We start from the raw sequence: 18,981 nt of genomic DNA, 5'->3' as shown, positions 1-18,981 counted from the left end.
GCGCCCGGGCAGCGGTTTTGCCGAAAGGACGGGGCAAAAAAGAAAAGCGGAAAAAGATACCGGTTGAATTTACAGGCTGAACGTGATATTCTAAAGCTGGCAGACAGGCTGCGCCGGAAAAAACGGCGTTATATTACCTGAAAGGCTGTCGGAACAACACTTCTTTAGGATTGTAACAGTTTCTCCTGCTTTATACAATTATACAATAATAAAAGGATAAACAAGGCAGAAAAAATTTGGCCCTTGTAGTAAGGAGGAACTGAAATGGAACGTACATTTTCACCTATGATCCGGCAGTATTCTGCCATTGATGGTTTGCAGCAGGCGTATACGCTGGTGTATGCCATGGAGGTAGAGGGCACACAAGGCTGTCGGCTGACCCTGTGCCAGATCGGCAGCCGACAGCAGATCGTCAGTCAGCATGTTGCGGCAGCGCCGGAGTTCTGTTACCGGCTCCTGCGCTACTTGTGTGAAAATGGAGTTCAGCCGGAGCTCTGGCGGGATGCGGTCACAGACCTGACAGCTGCCGGGCTGGTAGGCGAGAAAGGCGGCGCATGGCGTGAACAGTGAGCGAACAGCCCAACTGCAAGTCGCCCTTGCAAGCTATGATCTGAAAGAACTGCGTGTCCAGAAGCGTTATTTGCAGGAGCAGGGAACCGCCATTGACTGCACCTGCTTTTGCAGCGGCGAAAAGCTGCTGGCACAGCTGCGGCAGGGTGTCCGTTATGATGCCGTGGTGCTTTGCAGCGAGCTGACGGATCTGCCTGCGGAGCAATTTGTCCGGCAGTTTTATCAGCTGAAGGAGCGGCCGATGCTTCTGATACAGAGCCATGGCCGCAGCAGCGGCACGGCGTTGCAAAAGCTCCGCGAGGGGTGCTACTGCGTAGAGGGCACTGAGCTGAAAAGGCTGCTGTGGCAGCTTTACCGGATGCCCGGGCGGCAGAACCGGCAGCTGGAGCAGCGGTGCAGCCAGCTGTATGCGGCGTGGGGCATCCCGCAGGGGGATGTCAACGCCGGATATCTATCCTGCGCGGTCGGCATCGCATGCAGCACCAGCCAGAAGCTGGCGATCCGCAAGGAAATCTTGCAGGCGGTGAGCGAGCAGTTTGATACATCGGTCGCTGCTGTGGAAAGCGGCATCCGCCGGATGGTGGATCAGCTGGAGGAAAAGCCGCCTCTTGCGTGGCTGGCGTTTAAGGCCGATACAAGGCTGGGCAGCGGCAAACCTACCACTGGCAAGCTGATCTACGCGGTCAGGGACGTTGTGTTGCGGCAAAAAGTGCCATCCACCCGCCTGTAAGGCTTGCACACGGCTTTGGAACACGGCGGCGTTCCTTTAGAAAAATGGCATCGCCCGGGGAGGCAGAGCAATGGAGCAGCAAAAGACAGAAACGCGGTCTATCACCGCAGAGCAGCGCAAGCGGGTCGAGGAGGTCTGCTTCCGTTCGCTGGCGCTGATCGGACGCAACTGTGAATATCTGGAGCAGCATTTTGACCGCACCGGTGCAGACGAGTCTACCCGGCAGGCGGTGGCAGATATCGACACCGCTGCCATACAGCTGGACCGCACCCTCACCGAGGCGATCACCCTGCTGGAGTTTCTGCGCGAGGACACAAAGCCGCAGCTGTACCCCATTGACCTGTGTGAGCTTTTGCAGCAGGTGGCGGCGCAGTCTGATATGATCCGGGCGCAGCTTGGGGTGGATATCCGGCTGGACTACGGCGGGTGTACTGCCTGCTGCGTAATGGCAGACCGCAGAGATGCGGAGCTGCTGTGCCTGCATCTGCTCTCCAATGCATTGCACGCCAGCCGGGAGGGCGGCAGCGTCTGCATTGCGCTGCGCCGCACCGAGAGCGGCTGGCAGCTGACCGTCACCGACGATGGCTGCGGTCTGCCCGGTGAGGATGTACAGGCAGCACTGGAAAACCGCCGCAGCTTTCTGGGCGGGGCGCAGCTGGGACTGCTGCTCTGCCGGGAGTGCTGCCGCCGGATGGACTGGAGCTTACAGCTGGAGCCTGCGCCCGAAAAAGGCACACAGGCTGTGGTGCGCATTCCGCTGTACACGGGCGAAAGCCGCCCTGACGGTACGGTGGAGCTGCGCACCAGTTCGGAGACCGAGCAGGAGCAGCGCAAGTATCATCTGCGTGCCATGCTGGTGCGGGAGATGCGCACCATGCCGGAGCGCGGCGACCCGGAAGACGAATTTTGATAAGGTGGCAAGGCCGCTGCACAGCGTTTTGTGCGGCGGCCTTGTTATTTTGCGCCCGGTGCTTTCCTGCAAGCGCAAAGCATGGTATACTGAATGCTGAAAACAAAAGCTTGGAGGAGCAACAATGACAAACAAGAAGCTGAACTACCCTGCAATTGCCAAGGAGATGGCCATCCTGACCGGGGCCGTTGCCATTATTGCAGCGGCGGTCTATTTTTTTCTGGTGCCCAGTCATACATCCGTCAGCAGTATTTCCGGCCTTGGCATCGTGCTTTCTAATTTTGTGCCGCTGCCGCTTTCGGCTATTACTATGGTGCTGAATATCGTGCTGCTCATCATCGGGTTTTTTACCTGCGGCAGGGAGTTTGGCGCAAAAACCGTGTATACCAGCGTGATGCTGCCGGTGTTTCTGGGGCTTTTCGAGCGGCTGTTCCCGGATTTTGGCTCCATGACCGATAGTCAGGAACTGGATGTGCTGTGCTATATTCTGGTGGTCAGCGTGGGTCTGAGCATCTTGTTCAACCGCAACGCATCCTCCGGCGGGCTGGATATCGTGGCAAAGATCATGAACAAGTACCTGCACATGGAGCTGGGCAAGGCCATGTCCCTTTCGGGCATGTGTGTGGCGCTTTCTGCTGCCCTTGTCTACGATAAAAAAACCGTGGTGCTGAGCATTCTTGGCACCTATTTCAACGGCATCGTGCTGGACCATTTCATCTTCGATAACAGCATCAAGCGCCGGGTGTGCATCATTACCGAGAAGGAGGAGGCGCTGCGGCAGTTCATCATCAATGACCTGCACAGCGGTGCCACCATGTACGAGGCCATCGGTGCATATAACTTTGAAAAGCACAACGAGATCATTACCATCGTGGACAAAAACGAGTATCAGAAGCTGATGAACTTTATCAACCGCGAGGACCCAAAGGCCTTTGTTACGATTTATAATGTGTCCAGCATGCACTACCAGCCCAAGCGCTGAGCGCGGTACAGGGGAAGGACACAAAAGCCGTGCCGGGGCTTTTCCGCAGCGGAAAACCGTGGTAAAATAAGAAAAAACGGAAAGGGAATAACAGCCATGGACATCAGACTGGTTTGCAGCGATATTGACGGTACGCTGCTGCAATATGGCAAAAAGGAGCTGGAGGGCGAAATATTCGAACAAATCCGGGCGCTGCATCAGCGGGGCATCTGGTTCTGCCCGGCCTCCGGGCGGCAGTATACCAGCCTGCGCAAACTCTTTGCACCGGTGGCGGACTGCTGCGTATTTATCTGCGAAAACGGCGGCACCATCTTTAAAGAAGAACAGTGCATCGCCAAAAATCCCATGCCGCGGGCACTGGCAGAGGAAATTGCCAACGATATGTGGACCCGCAGCGAGGGGCAGGGCGAGGTGATGCTCTCCGGCCAGAACACCGCCTACCTGATGGAGCGCGGTCTTGGCATGCTGCAGCGGGTGCAGTTCGTGGGCAACCACTACCAGATCATTCACAGCCCCGCCGAGGTGCCGGAGGACATCACCAAGGTGTCGGTGTACCTGCACGAGGGCGTGGAAAACTATGTGGAGCGCTTTGTGCCCCGCTGGAAACAGGCCAACTGCGCCGTGGCGGGGCCGTTCTGGATCGATACCACCTTTGCCAACAAGGGCATCGGGGTGCAGTGCGTGTGCCGCATCCTTGGCATCGACCTCGCACAGGTCATGGCTTTTGGCGATAACTACAACGACGAGACCATGCTGGACGTGGTGGGTGTGCCCTACATTATGGACAACGCCGCCGCCCCGCTGCGGGCAAAATACCAAAACCACACCCCCCGCCCGGAGGATGTGCTGGCGCAGCTGTTGGCACAGCAGCCGTAAAGGGGGCGAGCCCATGGACCGCAAGGGCTTGGAACAGCTCATTTTTGATACTTACAGCGTAGAGCCGGATTATCCGTGGATGGACACCCCGGAGTCGGCGGTGTTCCGCCATGAGGCAAACCGCAAATGGTTTGCGCTGGTCACCACTGTGCCCAAAAGCAAGCTGGGCCTGCCCGGGCAGCAGCCGGTGGATATCGTAAACCTGAAATGTGACCCCATCCTTATCGGTTCTCTGCGGGCAGAACCGGGCTTTTACCCTGCCTATCACATGAACAAGGAAAACTGGATCACCGCCGCGCTGGACGGCAGCGCCCCGGAGGATAAACTCCGGCTGGTGCTGGATATGAGCTACACCGCCACCGCACCCAAGTTGCGAAAAAAGAAAGCTTGACTGCAGCAAAATAAGGGCGGGCGCTGCAATTGCTGCCCGCTCTCATTCGTATTCAGAGTAAAGGGACTGCATTTTGCAAAAGGAGGAAGCTATGGCTATTTTTGAAAAGACCATCCGCAACCAGAACTTCGATACCCTGCTCCGCAAGCTGGAACACGCCATCCCGGACAGCAGCTGGTCGGCAGAGCTGGAAGCCGGCAGCGATTTCAAGGAGGGCAGCGCCCGGTGCAGCGTGCGGGTGTTTGAGCGGTACAGCATGGTGGGCGGCAACCGCCTTAGCCTGACGCTGACCCTGTTCCAGAACGGGGACGAGCCTATCCGACTGTCGGCCATTGCGGCGGGCGGCAGTCAGGCGGTGTTCTTTAAAATGAACACCCTCGGCGAAGATGCCTTTCTGAAGGACGTAAAGCAGCTGCTGGAAGAAATTTTGGAGGGGTAATATGTTTTATACTGGGTTTGACGCATTTTTCAGCATCCTGTTCCCGCTGGTGTTTCTGGTGGTGCTGGGCATGATCCTGTTTACCGTGGTGAGCAACCTGCGCACATGGGGCAAAAATAATGCGTCCCCGCGCCTTACCGTCCCGGCTACTGTGGTGGCCAAGCGGACGAACGTTTCCCGCCATCATACGGACAATACGATGTCGCATACGTTCACTACCTATTATGCCACCTTTCAGGTAGAAAGCGGTGACCGCATGGAACTGGAAGTAGATGGTTCGGATTACGGAATGCTTGTCGAGGGCGATACCGGAAAGCTGAGCTTTCAGGGCACGCGTTATCTGGGGTTTGAACGGAATTAAACACGCTTCTGCGCAGCATTTTTGAAGAAATCGCAGAAGCTGTGACAAAAGTATTATACTTTTATGAATTTTAGCACTCTACGCTTGACAGTGCTAAATAATTATGCTATAACAGTGGCGTGCTCAGGAGGAAGGGCAAAAGGAGAGCCGCAAGGTTCCCCGGAAAGCCCTTTGCAGGGAGCTTCAAAATGTAATTTTATACCCGACCCGAACGCCGGGATTGGAGGTATGTTTTATGTTTATGCCGACTGTTTTTCATGAGAACCTGTTCGATGATCTCTTTGATCCGTTCTGGAACGAGGGTGCACTGGAGCGTGCGATGAACCGCGAAGCCCGCGACACCTTTGGCAAGCGCGGCGCAAACATGATGAAGACCGATGTCAAGCAGACGGACAACGGCTACGAAGTAGACGTTGATTTGCCGGGCTGCAAGAAGGAAGACGTTCAGATGGATCTGAGCGACGGCTACCTGACCATTCAGGCAGTGCGCAGCCACAGCAATGACGAAAAGGACAACAAGGGCCGCTATGTGCGGCGCGAGACCTTCTCCGGCAGCTGCGCCCGCAGCTTCTATGTGGGCGAGGTGAAGAAGGAGGACATCCACGCAAAGTTCGAGGATGGTGTCCTGCACATCCAGCTGCCCGCTCCTCAGCAGACAAAGGCTCTGCCTGAGAACCCGAATTTGATCGAGATCGAGTAAATGCTGACCGTGTGCGTCAAGGCATAACGTATATAGGATGCCCCCGGAGAGCTGCAATAAGCCCTCCGGGGGCATTTTTTGTGTTCAGGCTTTCGACGACGGAGAGGGGAGAAAGTACCTGTTTTTGCCAGAAAACTTTATTTTTCTACCATTTCGTGGTATCCTTATAAGGCGCACGCAATACAGGCCTGCGGCTGCACTGGCAGCGGCTGCGGACTGCGTGCGGCAAAAAAAGAACGTATAGAAGAAAAAAGGGGGATAAAAGTCATGGGCGAATTTGCCTTTCAGACTTTACGGGAAAGTATCACCTCTGCCATCAGGAGCAAGATCCTTACCGGGGAGCTGCAGCCGGGCGTAAAGCTGGCCGAGCAGAAACTGGCCGAGGAGTTTGGCTCCAGCCGGGCACCCATCCGGGAGGCGCTGCGGCAGCTGGAACAGGAGGGCATGGTCGAGTATTCGCGCAATGTGGGCTGCTCGGTGCGCCGGGTAAAGCCGGAGGACGCCTACGAGATCTACCTGCTGCGGGCAAATCTGGAAATGACGGCACTGCGCTATTTTGATTGCAAATTCCCGGAGGAGGATCTGCGCACCCTGCGCGGCATCTTAGAGGAGATGCGCAATGTCCGGCCGGGGGATCTTTCGCAGATCGTGGAGAACGACAACCGCTTCCATGCGGTCATCGTGCAGCGGGCGGGGCTGCCCAGACTGCTGAAATTCTGGGACGACTTGAACTACGGCAACCTGCTTGTTGGGGCGAACAGCGGCTCCAACCACGAGACGCTGGCGCAGCGGCAGAACGGCATTCACACCAAGCTGTACGAGGCGCTGGCAAGCGGCGACACCGAGGTTGCCTGCCGCGCCGTCTACGCCCACTACATGGAGCCCATGGAGCGGATGCGCAGCGCAAACAGCGCCGCACAGGCAGCGGACGAAGCAGCAAAATAAGGGGAATTTGGCTGACCGTCTAAATTTTGACCAATCATTTTATGGAAATTGCAGATTGTCTACAATCTGCAATTATGCTATACTATCAAAGTGATCGGTCGAGTACTGCTGTATTTTTGGTAAAAATTGCGAAATGTATGCGGAACATCGGCCTTCTTACAGGAACTTCCGCCCTGTGTGGAAAAGAAAGAGAGGAATTGTCCGCATGTCTAACAAAGAAAAAGCCACAAAGATCTCGTGGCTTACCCTTGCCTTCATGGCCTTTTCTACGGTCTGGGGCTTCGGCAACATTACCAACGGCTTTGTGTACTTTAACGGTCCGCAGGTCATCTTCAGCTGGATCTTTATGTTTGTCCTGTACTTCATCCCCTATGCGCTGATGGTGGGTGAGCTGGGCTCTGCCTTTAAAAACGAGGGCGGCGGCGTCAGCTCCTGGCTGCACCAGACCACCAACGCCAAGCTGGCCTACTACGCCGGTTGGACCTACTGGGCCTGCCACATCACCTACATCGCCAGCAAGGGCAGCGGCTTTTTGAAGGCGCTGAGCTGGGCAATTTTTCGCAACGCGGAGACCTACGATTCCTTCCCCACCCGCTACATCCAGCTGGCTACCTTCTGCATCCTGCTGCTGGGCTGCTACATTGCAAGCTTGGGTCTGAACCCTCTGAAAAAGCTGCTGACTGCCGCAGGCACCTGCACCTTCGTCATGTCCCTGCTGTACATCGTGATGATGTTCGCTGCCCCGGCCATCAACCCCACGGCAGAGTACGTCCACGCAAACCTGAGCTTCAGCAGCCTCATCCCCAACTTCAACGTCACCTACTTTACTTCTCTGTCCATTCTGGTGTTCGCTGTGGGTGGCTGCGAGAAGATCTCTCCCTACGTCAATAAGGTCGAGAACCCCAGCAAGGGCTTCCCCCGCGGCATGATCGCGCTGGCCGTCATGGTGGTCACCTGCGCCATTCTGGGCACGCTGGCCATGAGCCGTATGTTCGACCCCGCCGTCATCAACGCCAGCGCAGAGAGCTTCAACGCCTATGTCGCCAACAGTTCCTACTGGGCTTTCCAGAAGCTGGGTCAGTACTACCATGTGGGCGATCTGTTCATGATCATCTACGCCCTGTGCAACGTCATCAGCCAGCTCGCCGTGCTGATTTTGAGCATCGACGCACCGCTGCGTATGCTGCTGGATAACGAGCACACCAAGCAGTTCATCCCGCAGGCTCTGCACAAGGTCAACGCCCACGGTGTGCACAGCAACGGCATCAAGATGGTGGCTGTGCTGTCCGGCTCCATCATTCTGGCACAGTCCTTCGTGCCCGGTGCTGCTGCCGTTCTGCGCCAGCTGACCAAGCTGAATTCTGTGTGTATGCCCATGCGTTATCTGTGGGTGTTTGCCGCCTACATCGCCCTGCGCAACGCCTACGATACCATCCCTGCCGAGTATCGCTTTGTCAAAAATCAGGCCGTGGCCAAGTTCTTCGGCGGCTGGTGCTTTGCCGTTACCGCCGTGTGCTGCGTGCTGGGTATGTATGATAAGGACCCCTTTACCTTTGCACTGAACGTTATCACCCCCGTAGTGCTGACCGTGCTGGGATTCATTCTGCCCGCCCTTGCAAAGCGCGAGCAGACCGCTGCCAAAAAGTAACCTGAATATGCTTAAAAAGGGCCGGTCAGCACTGACCGGCTCTTTTCAGATACACCCAAGGAGGTTTATTTTTATGATCGCATCCGAAGTCCGTGAAATGCTGTCCTTCATCGACGGCAACCCCACCGCATACCACACCACCGCCGCTGTGCGGGATATCCTGTTGAAGGCAGGCTTTGCCGAGCTGCTGGAAAGCCGCAAGTGGGCGCTGGAACCCGGCAAGGACTACTTTGTCTGCCGCAACGGTTCCAGCATCATCGCCTTCCGCATGGGCGACCAGCTGGAAAATTACAGCTTCAACGTTGCCGCCGCCCATACGGATTCTCCCTGTTTCCGCATCAAGGAGAACGCCGAAATCCACATGGGGCAGAACTACACCAAGCTGAACACCGAGGGCTACGGCGGTATGATCTGCGCCACATGGATGGATCGTCCGCTGTCTGTGGCGGGCCGTGTGCTGGTGCAGGAGAACGGCGCTATCGTATCCCGTCTGGTGGCACTGGACCGCGACCTGTTGATGATCCCCAGCGTTGCCATCCACATGAACCGCGAGGTCAACGATAAGGCTTCTTTCAACAAGCAGGTGGATATGCTGCCTGTGCTGGGCGGTGCCTGCGAGGAGGGCGCGCTGAAAAAGCTGATCGCAGAGGAGCTGCAGGTGTCCGAGGAGCAGATCCTTGGCAGCGACCTGTTCCTCTATGTGCGGGAAAAGGCCACCGTCTGGGGCTGCAACGAGGAATTCATCTCCTGCGGCCGTCTGGACGACCAGCAGTGCGTTTACGGCATCCTGAAAGGTCTGCTGACCGCCAAGAACGCCCGCTCCATCGGCGTGGCGGCCTTCTTTGATAACGAGGAAGTCGGCTCCGGCACCAAGCAGGGCGCAGCTTCCACCTTCCTGTACGATGTGCTGCACCGCATTGCCCAGAGCCTTGGCGGCAACGACGAGGACTTCCACCGCGCGGTGGCTTCCAGCTTTATGGTCAGCGCCGACAACGCCCACGCTGTGCACCCCAACCACCCGGAGCACACCGATGTGAACAACTGCACCTACATGAACAAGGGCGTGGTCATCAAGACCCACGCAGGTCAGAAGTACACCAGCGACGGCATGAGCGTTGCCGCTGCCCGGGAGCTGGCTGCCCGCGCCGGTGTGCCGCTGCAGTACTTTGCAAACCGCTCCGATAAGGTGGGCGGCAGCACGCTGGGCAATCTGGCGATGGCACAGGTGTCCATGAACTGCGTGGACATCGGCCTGCCCCAGCTGGCGATGCACTCCTGCTACGAGACCGCCGGCGCAGAGGATACCCTCTCGCTCATCAAACTGATGCAGGAGCTGTACAGCAGCCACTTTGAAGAGACTGCTTTCGGCACCCTTTCCATCAGCAAGTAAACGGATAAAAGCATAAAAAGGACTGCTGTGCGCTGTTTTGCACGGCAGTCCTTTTTGTGTAAAAGTTGATTTTCCGTGGCCGGTTAAGCCCGGATATAGAAATCCGACGGTAGTTATGGTAAAATAAGGCATCCGGGAGCGCCGGGCGCTCCGCTGCAACATCAAAAATGGAGGTTTTCTATGAAAAAGACCTATCGCTCGCTCTTTTGTCTGCTTGCGGTGCTGCTGCTCAGCGTCAGCGTGCTGCCCTCTGCTTCGGCGCTGTTTTCCAAGAAGCTCTACTATTATGGTGTAGTAGAGGGCGTCAGCCGCACCGTGGAGGGCAAGGTGGAGTCTATTCTGGTGACTGCGGAAGAGCAGGAGACCTATCAGATGATCGTTACCGACAGCACCGTCTGGCAGGACCATGACGAAAAGACCACCTCCGACCCCGCTACCCTTGCGGTAGGCGAGCAGATCTGCGTGGTGCACGACCCGGCTGTGATGATGTCGCTGCCGCCGCAGTCGGTGGCGTATACCGTCATCCGCAACTTCCCCGCAGGCACGGATCTGGAACAGGAAGCCCGGGATGCCGCCTGCCCGGTGAAAAAGTTCTTCGCCGACACCCGCAAGGCCATTTCGGACTGGTTCTACCAGACCATGCCCATCTGAGCGTAACATTCCCTCTATAACGCAAAAAACTGCTGCCCCGTACCGGATGCCAAAGCGTCCGGGCAAAGGGGCAGCAGTTTTTTTATGCAAGGTTATGCGGTGGTTTGCGGCAAAAACGCTGCAGACCGCTATTTATTTTCGGGGGGTAACGCGGAAGCGCTTTACCACCTGTTCTAGTGCGCTGATGTCTACAGGCTTGGACAGATGTTCGTCCATGCCGGCTTCCTTGCTCTTTTGCATATCCTCAAGGAAGGCGTTGGCGGTCATGGCAAGGATGGGGATGGTGCGTCCCAGCGGGTTTTCGCCGCTGCGGATGCGGCGGGTGGCTTCCAGGCCGTCCATCACCGGCATCTGCACGTCCATCAAAATCATGTCGTAATCGCCGGGCTTGACGCTGGCAAAGGCATCCACGATCTCCTGACCGTTGGGGCAGATGGTGCAGCTTGCGCCTTTTGTTTCCAGCAGCATTTGCAGAATCTCGGCGTTGATGGCGTTATCCTCGGCGCAAAGGAACTTCATGCCGGACAGGGGAGAAGTGGTCTCTTCTTCCTCCGGGAGCGCCTGCGCCTTTTGCACCGTGTCCGCTTCGGTGTCAATGGGAAATTCCAGCACCACCTCAAAGCGGGTGCCCTTACCGGTGGCACTCTCTACGCTGATGGAGCCGCCCATCAGGTCTATGACGCTTTTGGTAATCGCCATACCCAGACCCGTGCCCTGCACCTTGTTGGTGCCGGAGCGCTCCTCCCGGGTAAAGGGGTCGAAAAGGGTCTTTTGGTAGTCCGCGCTCATGCCGATGCCGTCATCCTGCACCACAAAGCGGTACCGGGCGTAGTGCTCGTTCCGGGGCAGCTCTTCCACCTCCAAACGGATGTGCCCACCGGTGGGCGTATACTTGACCGCGTTGGAGAGGATGTTCATCAGCACCTGATTCAGACGGTTGGGGTCTGCCAGCACGTTTTCGTGCTGCAAATTGGTGCTTACCGTAAAGCTCTGACTGCGCTGACCTGCCTGCTGCCGGATGATGCTGTCCAGCTGACTGATCTGCTGGGGCAGATTCATTTTTTCCACATGCAGGGTGGTCTTGCCGCTCTCGATGCGGCTCATATCCAGAATATTGTTGATGATGCCCAGCAGCAGCTGACCGGAGCTTTCCAGCTTGCCCAGATGCTCGGCAAGCTTTTCCGGCTCGTGCAGCTCGTTTTTCATCAGGGCGGTGATGCCGATGATGGCGTTCATGGGGGTGCGGATATCGTGGCTCATGTTGGAAAGGAAGTCCGTCTTGGCTTTGCTGGCACGCTCGGCGGACTGTAACGCCTCGGCGGCAGCATCCTGCGCCCGCCGCATCTCGTCGTTGGCCTGCGTCAGCTGGACGTTATACTGCTCCAGACGGAGGTTTGTCTTTTTTTCAGCCTGCAGCTCCCGCTGCTGCTTTTCCCGCAAAAGGAACCAGCCAGCAATGACTGCCATGATCGAAAACACCGTTGCAAAGCCTACAATAACGGCCATGACGATATTGACCAGCTTCTGCGTATTCACGGCCACATATTCTGCCGGAACAAGGAACGCCAGCGTCCACTGGGCGTTTTCCATCTGCTTCAGGGCGTAGTAATACTCAGTCCCGTCCAGCACGGCGTTGGAATAACAGGAGCCTGTGCGGGTAAGCCGCTCCTTTGCTGCTGCAAAGGAAGAACCGTGCAGATAGGACATCTGGGAGAGCACGGTGTATACGTTATGCCCCTTCAGCAGCTCAGTGTCATTGGCGTTGAACAGCTTGAAGCCGTTGTTGTCCAGCACATAGACGCTGTTGTTATTTTCGTAGGCGTCGCAGCGGAAATTATCGTTCAGCTGGGTCATACTCTGGGCGATGCCAAAGTAGCGCAGGGTGATCTCTTTCTCTCCGCTTTGCAGTGTGATGGGGGTGGGGAGCTGTTTCAGGAACACCATCCGGGAGTCGTCCACGGTCAACGAATTGGAAACATAGCTGACCCGCTCCGGTGCGCTTTCCAGATAGGTTATTCCTCGCAGCAGACCCGTGCGGCCATGCGTGGTATAATAATGTCCGGCAGAGTCCACGGCGATCAGGTCGATCTGTTTTTCATGGTAATTGGAAAGCTCCGACAGCTTTTTCAGATAGCGGTAGAGATCGGTATCGGTCTCCAGCGGGGTGTAGTATAAATAATTACACTGCACATCCACCTCGTCCCAGTGGTTGTCGATCACATCCTCCAGACTGTGGAACATCTGGTGGGTGACCTCTTCCATCTGGCTCAGACGCTCGTGGTAGACAAGGTTTTGGATGTAGGTCTGGCTCATGACAAAAAGGGTCAGGATCAACACGATGCTGACAAAGCCGAAGCCCACAAACAGCTTTTTATAGATTTTGTTGTTCACATCCAGTATCTCCTGTCCGTTTTATTCAACTCCATGCGGTGTCTGCCCGGCTGATGGTGGTGTAAGCACCAAAGAAGGTTTTTGCGGCATCCATGCCCACCACGCCGCTGTCTGTCACCGTTGCTTCGGCAGCCAGCCGGTCGCTCACACCGCAGATGGCAACCTGATAGGTCTTGCCCGCCTCCGGCTGCACCGGGCTTACCAGCACATAGGGGTAGCCCTTGCCGTTGCCGTAGGCATCGTAGCCAGAAGCCAGCAGGTCGCTGATCTGCTGCCCGGTCAGGGTGACGGTCTGGATGGTGCGGTTCCAGCCGGTGGGCAGGATGACCGAAAGGTCGTAATCCGTAATGCCCTTGGCGTACAGCTTGGCGGCTACGCCGTGGTGGTTCTGCTCGGTGGGGTTGCCGGGGATCCATGTGCTCAGCGAGACCAGCGCAAGGTCGCTGCCGGTAGCCTGTGCAAAGCAGCGGCCTACCAGCATGGCGCAGTCCTGCTGCGAAAGCTCCTCCGTAACGGTAGTGATGACATCCGGGGTGTTGTTCACCACACTGTCCTGATCCTCGTCCAGCTGACGGATGACATCCTCCATGGTGGCGTTGCCCTTCATGAAGTCCAGCATTTTAAGGCCGGTGGTCACGAAGGTGTTTTCCCAGCCGGAATAGATAAAGGGCGCGGTGTTGCCTGCGTTCAGGGTATCGGCGATGTCGGCATAGTAGGTGCCGTCTGCCTTTGCACCCTTGAAGGGCAACAGGCTGCTTTTCAGCGCCGTTGCGGGCTGCAGAGCGCTGGTGCCTGCAACGGTGGAAAGCACACGCATCACCTTGAGCGCATCTTCCAGCTTTTGGGGGTTCTGTTTCAGCTTTTTATTCAGACCGTAGAAGCGGTTCACATTCAGCACAAAAACGTTCTGGGTGCCGTCCTCGGAAAGATAGGGCATCAGGCCGAATTTATCGGCGTTGCCGTCTGCCTCCACAATGCCGTTGGTGTTTCCGATCAAAAACAGGGTATTCCCCTCGGCCATCCTCTGCAGGGTCACATTGTCGTCAAGAGCATCGCCGGAGTCGTTCAGCATCCCGATGTCCTTCCACTTTTTGACATACGCCATTGCCTGCATCATGCCGGGGGTGTTGCTGACGTTTGCCTTGCCGGAAAGATAATCCTTCTGCCACAGTCTGCCGTCCAGCGTGCCAAGGAAATCGGCATCTGCAATGTTGCACAGATACTGGAAACCGTAGCCCGGGTACTGGATCTGCGACAGGCAGAGATCGACCCCGGCTTCCTTGGCTTTTGCAGCCAGCACTTCCAGCTCAGCGAAAGAATTGGGCAGCTCCCAGCCGTGTTCCCGCAGCAGGGTCTTGTTGTAGGTGATGCCGTAGCAGTTGTAAACCGAGGGCAGCAGATAGATGGCACCGTTGTCGAACACGTCCTGCAGACGGGACTCCACATAGTTATCCGTAAAATCGTAGCCGGAAAGGTCCAGCAGTTTGTCGGAGACCAGATCGATCTGGGGGTCGTAGTAGGTCAAGGTGCAGACGTCCGGCAGGTCGCCTGCCGCAAACATATTCTGCAAACAGGTGGTGGTGTTATCGCCGCTGTATGGCACGACCTCGATGTTCACTTCCGGGTAAACGCTGTGCACCTGCTCAATAAAGGCTTCTATCTCCTTATAAGGTGCCATAAAGGTGACGGCTTCGTGCGCATCTGCTGTTTTGCTTTCAGCCTTGCCGCCGCCGCAGGCGGTCAGCGCTGCCGTGGCAGCTGCAACGCTGCAAGCCTGCAAAAAGGAGCGGCGGGAGATCTTTTTTATCATATAAATATACTTTCCTCACATTTTCGGAAGGCAGTACTGCGCAAGTGCAGGAGCGCAGTGCTACCTTAGCGATTCTTACACACCCCACAGGAACCCCTACGCTCGCGGCCTGTCCGCACGGGGCATACGCCGATTTTCCCATAAAATAACAATCATATTGTATCATTGTAACAAAAGTGTTTCAAGCTGTTTTTTGAAGGATTTTGCGTGGAAAAGGGCGAACAACCGCGTGCTTTGCAGCTGCACGGCATAAAAATACCCCTGACACCGGGGAAGGGTATCAGGGGGTATGGTATTCCGGGCACGCTGTTTTATTGCAGGGGCTCTTTTGCGCGCAGACGCCGAAAGGTGTCCTCTTTTACAAGCTCGATGACCACCGCTGTCAGGGGGATAAAGAAGATAATGCCGATGATGCCAAAAAGCTTTCCGCCGATCATGGCGGCAATAAGGGTGTATAGCGGCGAAAGCCCCACGGATTTTCCCACCACACGGGGATAAATGAACTGGTTTTCAACAAACTGCACGGCAAGGTACACGATCAGGCAGCGCACCGCCAGCACAGGGTCTACCAACAGCACAAGGAACACACTGACCACGCAGGAGATCAGTGCACCCACATAGGGGATGATGGCGCAGATGGCGGTGAGCACGCCCACCAGACTGCCGTAGGGGATCTTGAAAACGGAAAATGCAAGAGCCATCAGAACGCCAAGAATCACTGCCTCGCTGCATTGTCCCGTTAAAAAGTTTGCAAAGGACTGCCGGAACAGCCGGCAGAACTTCAGCACCCCGGCGGCGTGGGCGGGCTTCAGGTAGGCGCACACCAGCGTGCGGGCTTGGTGGCCGAGGCTCTCCGTACTAAGGGACATATAGACGGAGATGATCAGCGCAAACGAGGCGGTGATCGCGATATTCACCGTGGCAGAGACAGCCCCTACCGCATTGACCAGCACCGTGTCGATGCTTGCGGTGACCTTGTGCAGCAGCTGCTCCCAGTTGATGCCCTCCAGCCAGTTCATCAGCCAGCCCATGTCAGCATCCTGTGCGTTGAGATAGGCAGTCCAGCGGGGAATATTGGCCTCGATCTGCACATACAGGCTGTGGAAGGACTGCACCAGCTCCGGGATCAGTAGGGTCAGCGCCAATACCAGCACCAGCACAACGCCCAGCAGGGTGATGAAAAAGCTGAGAAGGTGGATGGCTTTCGCCGAGGGCTGCTTTTTGGCCTTGCCGAACAGGCGGTTCAGCCGCTTTTCCAGACCGGTCATGGGCACGTTGATAAAAAGCGCCAGAATGCCGCCCGCCAGAATGGGCAGTACCAGATCTATCAGCTTTGCGGCAAAGGCCAGAACGTCAGAAAGCCGCAGCAGCGCTACAAAAAGCGTTACCCCTATCACGGTAACGAGCAGAGATTGTTTTGTTTTTGGTTCCATGAAAAAGTTCCTTTCCCGGAAGATTGTGGCAGCAGGCAGCAAAAAGACCGCCCGCCGGCTCTTTTTGGTATTGTAATCGGAAGAAAAGGGCTTGTCAAGACGAGAGAAAGGGAAACGGGACGTTATAAAAGCAGTTTGCGAGAATGCAAGCGGGAGCTTTTCAGTAGGGAAAAAGCGTGGTATACTTGGCCAGAGCAATTTAAAAAAATTGAGAGAAACACAGCTTGAAAGGAAATAGATCATGTCGAAAGATGAATATTTGATCACAGATGCGCCGCTGAAAGCGCTGACGGTTTTTGCAATGCCAATGATCCTGGGCAGCTTTTTTCAGCAGGTCTATAATATGGCGGACTCCATCATAGTCGGCCAGTTTGTCGGCTCCTCGGCACTGGCGGCTGTCGGTGCCTGTGCTGCGCTGACCAATGTTTTTATTTGCGTGGCACTGGGTGCCGGTGTGGGTGCCGGTGTGCTGGTAAGCCGCTATTTTGGCGCTAAAAACTATGGCAAAATGAAAACCATCGTGTCAACGTCCCTGCTCAGCTTTCTGGTTTTGAGCGTTGTCCTTGGCGTTTTTGGCTTTAGCTTTTCCCGTGCTATGATGAGCGGCTTGCAGACCCCCGCCGACATTCTGGAGGACGCGGTGCTGTATCTGCGGGTCTATTTTGTAGGCTTTCCGTTTTTGTTCATGTACAACATTCTTTCCACCATGTTTACCTCCATTGGGGAGTCCAGGATCCCGCTGGGGCTGCTGATCTTTTCCTCCATCCTGAATATTTTTATGGATCTCTGGATGGTGGCGGGGCTTGGCTTGGGCGTGTTTGGCGCAGCCCTTGCCACGTTGATCGCACAGGGCATTTCTGCGGTGTTTTCGTTTTTGATCTTCCTGCACCGGATGCGGCAATATAAAAGCCCCTTTAATAAATTCGATCGGCAGGAGCTGTATTCCATGCTCCGCATTGCGGTGCCGTCGGTCTTGCAGCAGTCCACCGTGTCCATCGGCATGATGATCGTGCAGGCGGTGGTAAACCCCTTTGGCACACAGGCGCTTGCCGGATATGCAGCAACGATGCGGGTAGAAAATGTTTTCTCGCTGATTTTTGTCTCCATCGGCAATGCGGTCTCGCCCTATATCTCCCAGAATTTTGGTGCAAAGAAGATCGACCGCCTCAAAAAAGGCTACCACGCTGCACTGGTGCTGGACCTGTGCTTTGCGGTCATTGCCTTTGCGGTCATTGAAACCCTGCACACCCAGATCTCCTCGCTGTTTCTGGGCAAGGACGGAACGGCGCTGGCCTATCAGGTGTCCGGTGATTATATGCGGTGGCTGGGTTACTTCTTCATCTTCATGGGCATCAAGATGGCGACCGATGGCGTGCTGCGCGGGCTTGGCATCATGCGCCCGTTCCTCATTGCAAATATGGTAAACCTTGCCATTCGCCTGTCCGTTGCCCTGCTCTGTGCACCGCGCTTTGGCATTGCCTTTGTCTGGCTTGCCGTCCCGGCAGGGTGGCTTGCGAACTTTCTGGTCTCCTATGCGGCGCTCAGAAGATCGTGGCCGACGGAAAATGCAGCGGCACCTCAATGATTTTGTGCAGCGCGGGAGCCTTTTTTCTGCGCCCGCCCCGGCTTGTTACAGTGGTTTACTTTTGGCAGCGAAAATGCTATGATACACCTTAGAAAAAAAGCAAGGAGGAGCTACGATGGGCATTGCAGGGAACGAATGGGGTTTTCAGGTGGGCACGCTGCCCAAAGGTGCGCGGGATAAGATCAGCGATGTGCCGGGGGTGACGGTAGGGCACTGCACCTTGGCAGACGGCGTGGTGCAGACGGGCGTAACGGCGCTGCTGCCGCACCAAGGGGATATTTTCCACGAAAAAGTGCTGGCGGCCAGCTATGTCATCAACGGCTTTGGTAAGACCACCGGCCTTGTGCAGATCGACGAGCTGGGCACGCTGGAAACGCCCATCCTGTTTACCAACACCCTCAGCGTGGGCACGGCGCAGACCGCGCTGGTAAAGTATATGCTGGAGAAAAACCCCGACATCTGCGAGACCACCGGCAGCGTGAACCCGGTGGTCTGCGAGTGCAACGACTGCGGCCTGAACGACATCCGGGGGCTTCATGTGACCGAGCAGCACGTTTTTGCCGCGCTGGCAGACTGCAAGGCAGATTTTGCCGAGGGTGCCGTAGGTGCCGGGCGGGGGATGCGCTGCCACGGGCTGAAAGGCGGCATCGGCTCCGCCTCCCGGGTGGTGGAACTGGACGGAAAACCCTACACCATGGGCGCACTGGTGCTCTCCAACCATGCGCTGTTCGATGACCTCATCGTGGCGGGCACGCCCATCCACACCCTGCTGGATGACAGCATCCCGCCCCACGAGGATAAAGGCTCCATCATCACGGTGCTGGCCACGGATATCCCCCTGAGCGAGCGGCAGCTGCGGCGGCTGTGCCGCCGGGCGCTGGTGGGGCTTTCCCGCACAGGTTCCTACTGCGGCAACGGCAGCGGCGAGATCGTCATCGCCTTTACCACCGCCAACCGGGTGCCGCATTACTCGGAGAAAGCCCTGCTGCCCATGACCCTGCTCCACGATGATGCCATCAACCCTTTGTTCCGGGCGGTGGCAGAGTGCGTGGAGGAAAGCGTTCTCAGCAGCCTGCTCCACGCCGAGACTGTTACCGGCAACCACGGCCAAACCTTCCACAGCCTGACAGAACTTCTGAAAAACCGCGCCTGAGGCGCTACAATACAGC

Annotated in this window: 18 protein-coding genes; 15 read left to right on the top strand and 3 right to left on the bottom strand. The window is 56.4% G+C overall.

Features of this window, described 5'->3' with window-relative positions:
• Window positions 1–264 precede the first annotated feature (264 nt).
• The 13 genes from MTP43_RS09585 (at window position 265) to MTP43_RS09525 (ending at window position 10,593) form a co-directional block, all read left to right on the top strand.
• A complete protein-coding gene (locus MTP43_RS09585) occupies window positions 265–570 on the top strand; it encodes a hypothetical protein (protein WP_015537747.1) in 306 nt (101 codons plus the stop codon).
• Window positions 560–1,300, top strand: a complete 741-nt coding sequence (locus tag MTP43_RS09580) for a sporulation initiation factor Spo0A C-terminal domain-containing protein (protein ID WP_097783485.1) — start codon at window positions 560–562, stop codon at window positions 1,298–1,300. The genes MTP43_RS09585 and MTP43_RS09580 overlap by 11 nt, the downstream gene beginning before the upstream one ends.
• A 70-nt stretch (window positions 1,301–1,370) precedes the next feature.
• The gene (locus tag MTP43_RS09575) at window positions 1,371–2,210 is read left to right on the top strand and encodes a sensor histidine kinase (RefSeq protein WP_117529970.1); all 840 of its coding nucleotides are present in this window, start codon (window positions 1,371–1,373) and stop codon (window positions 2,208–2,210) included.
• A 124-nt stretch (window positions 2,211–2,334) separates the two neighbouring features.
• Window positions 2,335–3,192 (top strand): YitT family protein, encoded by an 858-nt coding sequence (locus MTP43_RS09570; protein WP_005922154.1) that lies wholly within the window; start codon window positions 2,335–2,337, stop codon window positions 3,190–3,192.
• A gap of 96 nt (window positions 3,193–3,288) precedes the next feature.
• Window positions 3,289–4,068 carry an HAD hydrolase family protein gene (locus MTP43_RS09565; protein ID WP_112121550.1) on the top strand — a complete coding sequence of 260 codons (780 nt, stop codon included), beginning with the start codon at window positions 3,289–3,291 and terminating at the stop codon, window positions 4,066–4,068.
• A 13-nt stretch (window positions 4,069–4,081) separates the two neighbouring features.
• Window positions 4,082–4,459, top strand: coding sequence for an MmcQ/YjbR family DNA-binding protein (locus MTP43_RS09560; protein WP_015537751.1), 378 nt, complete (start codon window positions 4,082–4,084; stop codon window positions 4,457–4,459).
• A 91-nt stretch (window positions 4,460–4,550) separates the two neighbouring features.
• A complete protein-coding gene (locus MTP43_RS09555) occupies window positions 4,551–4,898 on the top strand; it encodes a DUF6054 family protein (protein WP_015537752.1) in 348 nt (115 codons plus the stop codon).
• A 1-nt stretch (window position 4,899) separates the two neighbouring features.
• Window positions 4,900–5,259 carry a DUF2500 domain-containing protein gene (locus tag MTP43_RS09550; protein ID WP_113620923.1) on the top strand — a complete coding sequence of 120 codons (360 nt, stop codon included), beginning with the start codon at window positions 4,900–4,902 and terminating at the stop codon, window positions 5,257–5,259.
• A 235-nt stretch (window positions 5,260–5,494) separates the two neighbouring features.
• Window positions 5,495–5,959 carry an Hsp20/alpha crystallin family protein gene (locus tag MTP43_RS09545; protein ID WP_005922144.1) on the top strand — a complete coding sequence of 155 codons (465 nt, stop codon included), beginning with the start codon at window positions 5,495–5,497 and terminating at the stop codon, window positions 5,957–5,959.
• Between the two features lie 267 nt (window positions 5,960–6,226).
• Complete coding sequence (locus MTP43_RS09540) at window positions 6,227–6,904, top strand: GntR family transcriptional regulator (protein WP_015537754.1); 678 nt, start codon at window positions 6,227–6,229, stop codon at window positions 6,902–6,904.
• A 205-nt stretch (window positions 6,905–7,109) separates the two neighbouring features.
• Window positions 7,110–8,552, top strand: a complete 1,443-nt coding sequence (locus tag MTP43_RS09535; RefSeq protein WP_015537755.1) for an APC family permease — start codon at window positions 7,110–7,112, stop codon at window positions 8,550–8,552.
• 73 nt (window positions 8,553–8,625) lie between these two features.
• Window positions 8,626–9,942: a M18 family aminopeptidase gene (locus tag MTP43_RS09530; RefSeq protein ID WP_015537756.1), complete on the top strand. Its 1,317-nt coding sequence runs from the start codon at window positions 8,626–8,628 to the stop codon at window positions 9,940–9,942.
• A gap of 180 nt (window positions 9,943–10,122) precedes the next feature.
• Entirely contained in the window at window positions 10,123–10,593 is a 471-nt protein-coding gene (locus MTP43_RS09525) for a hypothetical protein (protein WP_015537757.1), read from the top strand.
• A gap of 132 nt (window positions 10,594–10,725) precedes the next feature.
• On the opposite strand, the gene MTP43_RS09520 is transcribed toward MTP43_RS09525, so the two are convergent.
• From MTP43_RS09520 to MTP43_RS09510, 3 genes are all read right to left on the bottom strand, one after another.
• Window positions 10,726–12,984, bottom strand: coding sequence for a hybrid sensor histidine kinase/response regulator (locus tag MTP43_RS09520; protein WP_005922133.1), 2,259 nt, complete (start codon window positions 12,982–12,984; stop codon window positions 10,726–10,728).
• A gap of 25 nt (window positions 12,985–13,009) precedes the next feature.
• Complete coding sequence (locus MTP43_RS09515; RefSeq protein WP_005922131.1) at window positions 13,010–14,794, bottom strand: extracellular solute-binding protein; 1,785 nt, start codon at window positions 14,792–14,794, stop codon at window positions 13,010–13,012.
• 311 nt (window positions 14,795–15,105) lie between these two features.
• The gene (locus MTP43_RS09510; RefSeq protein ID WP_249234778.1) at window positions 15,106–16,227 is read right to left on the bottom strand and encodes an AI-2E family transporter; all 1,122 of its coding nucleotides are present in this window, start codon (window positions 16,225–16,227) and stop codon (window positions 15,106–15,108) included.
• A gap of 241 nt (window positions 16,228–16,468) precedes the next feature.
• Here MTP43_RS09510 and MTP43_RS09505 point away from each other — a divergent pair, with 241 nt between their 5' ends.
• A complete protein-coding gene (locus MTP43_RS09505; RefSeq protein ID WP_097783498.1) occupies window positions 16,469–17,812 on the top strand; it encodes an MATE family efflux transporter in 1,344 nt (447 codons plus the stop codon).
• 115 nt (window positions 17,813–17,927) lie between these two features.
• Window positions 17,928–18,965, top strand: a complete 1,038-nt coding sequence (locus tag MTP43_RS09500) for a P1 family peptidase (protein WP_005922126.1) — start codon at window positions 17,928–17,930, stop codon at window positions 18,963–18,965.
• Window positions 18,966–18,981: the final 16 nt, after the last annotated feature.

Origin of the sequence: Faecalibacterium sp. IP-1-18, from assembly GCF_023347355.1 — a bacterium.
GTDB lineage: Bacteria > Bacillota > Clostridia > Oscillospirales > Ruminococcaceae > Faecalibacterium > Faecalibacterium prausnitzii.
This window is presented reverse-complemented; position numbering and strand designations above follow the sequence as displayed.

Excerpts from the sequence above, each read along its gene's own strand:
- MTP43_RS09575 (WP_117529970.1), top strand. The coding sequence starts at position 1,371 with ATGGAGCAGCAAAAGACAGAAACGCGGTCTATCACCGCAGAGCAGCGC.
- MTP43_RS09565 (WP_112121550.1), top strand. The coding sequence starts at position 3,289 with ATGGACATCAGACTGGTTTGCAGCGATATTGACGGTACGCTGCTGCAA.
- MTP43_RS09535 (WP_015537755.1), top strand. The coding sequence starts at position 7,110 with ATGTCTAACAAAGAAAAAGCCACAAAGATCTCGTGGCTTACCCTTGCC.
- MTP43_RS09505 (WP_097783498.1), top strand. The coding sequence starts at position 16,469 with ATGTCGAAAGATGAATATTTGATCACAGATGCGCCGCTGAAAGCGCTG.
- MTP43_RS09510 (WP_249234778.1), bottom strand. The coding sequence starts at position 16,227 with ATGGAACCAAAAACAAAACAATCTCTGCTCGTTACCGTGATAGGGGTA.
- MTP43_RS09515 (WP_005922131.1), bottom strand. The coding sequence starts at position 14,794 with ATGATAAAAAAGATCTCCCGCCGCTCCTTTTTGCAGGCTTGCAGCGTT.
- MTP43_RS09530 (WP_015537756.1), top strand. The coding sequence starts at position 8,626 with ATGATCGCATCCGAAGTCCGTGAAATGCTGTCCTTCATCGACGGCAAC.
- MTP43_RS09545 (WP_005922144.1), top strand. The coding sequence starts at position 5,495 with ATGTTTATGCCGACTGTTTTTCATGAGAACCTGTTCGATGATCTCTTT.
- MTP43_RS09570 (WP_005922154.1), top strand. The coding sequence starts at position 2,335 with ATGACAAACAAGAAGCTGAACTACCCTGCAATTGCCAAGGAGATGGCC.
- MTP43_RS09525 (WP_015537757.1), top strand. The coding sequence starts at position 10,123 with ATGAAAAAGACCTATCGCTCGCTCTTTTGTCTGCTTGCGGTGCTGCTG.
- MTP43_RS09540 (WP_015537754.1), top strand. The coding sequence starts at position 6,227 with ATGGGCGAATTTGCCTTTCAGACTTTACGGGAAAGTATCACCTCTGCC.
- MTP43_RS09550 (WP_113620923.1), top strand. The coding sequence starts at position 4,900 with ATGTTTTATACTGGGTTTGACGCATTTTTCAGCATCCTGTTCCCGCTG.
- MTP43_RS09555 (WP_015537752.1), top strand. The coding sequence starts at position 4,551 with ATGGCTATTTTTGAAAAGACCATCCGCAACCAGAACTTCGATACCCTG.
- MTP43_RS09500 (WP_005922126.1), top strand. The coding sequence starts at position 17,928 with ATGGGCATTGCAGGGAACGAATGGGGTTTTCAGGTGGGCACGCTGCCC.
- MTP43_RS09560 (WP_015537751.1), top strand. The coding sequence starts at position 4,082 with ATGGACCGCAAGGGCTTGGAACAGCTCATTTTTGATACTTACAGCGTA.
- MTP43_RS09585 (WP_015537747.1), top strand. The coding sequence starts at position 265 with ATGGAACGTACATTTTCACCTATGATCCGGCAGTATTCTGCCATTGAT.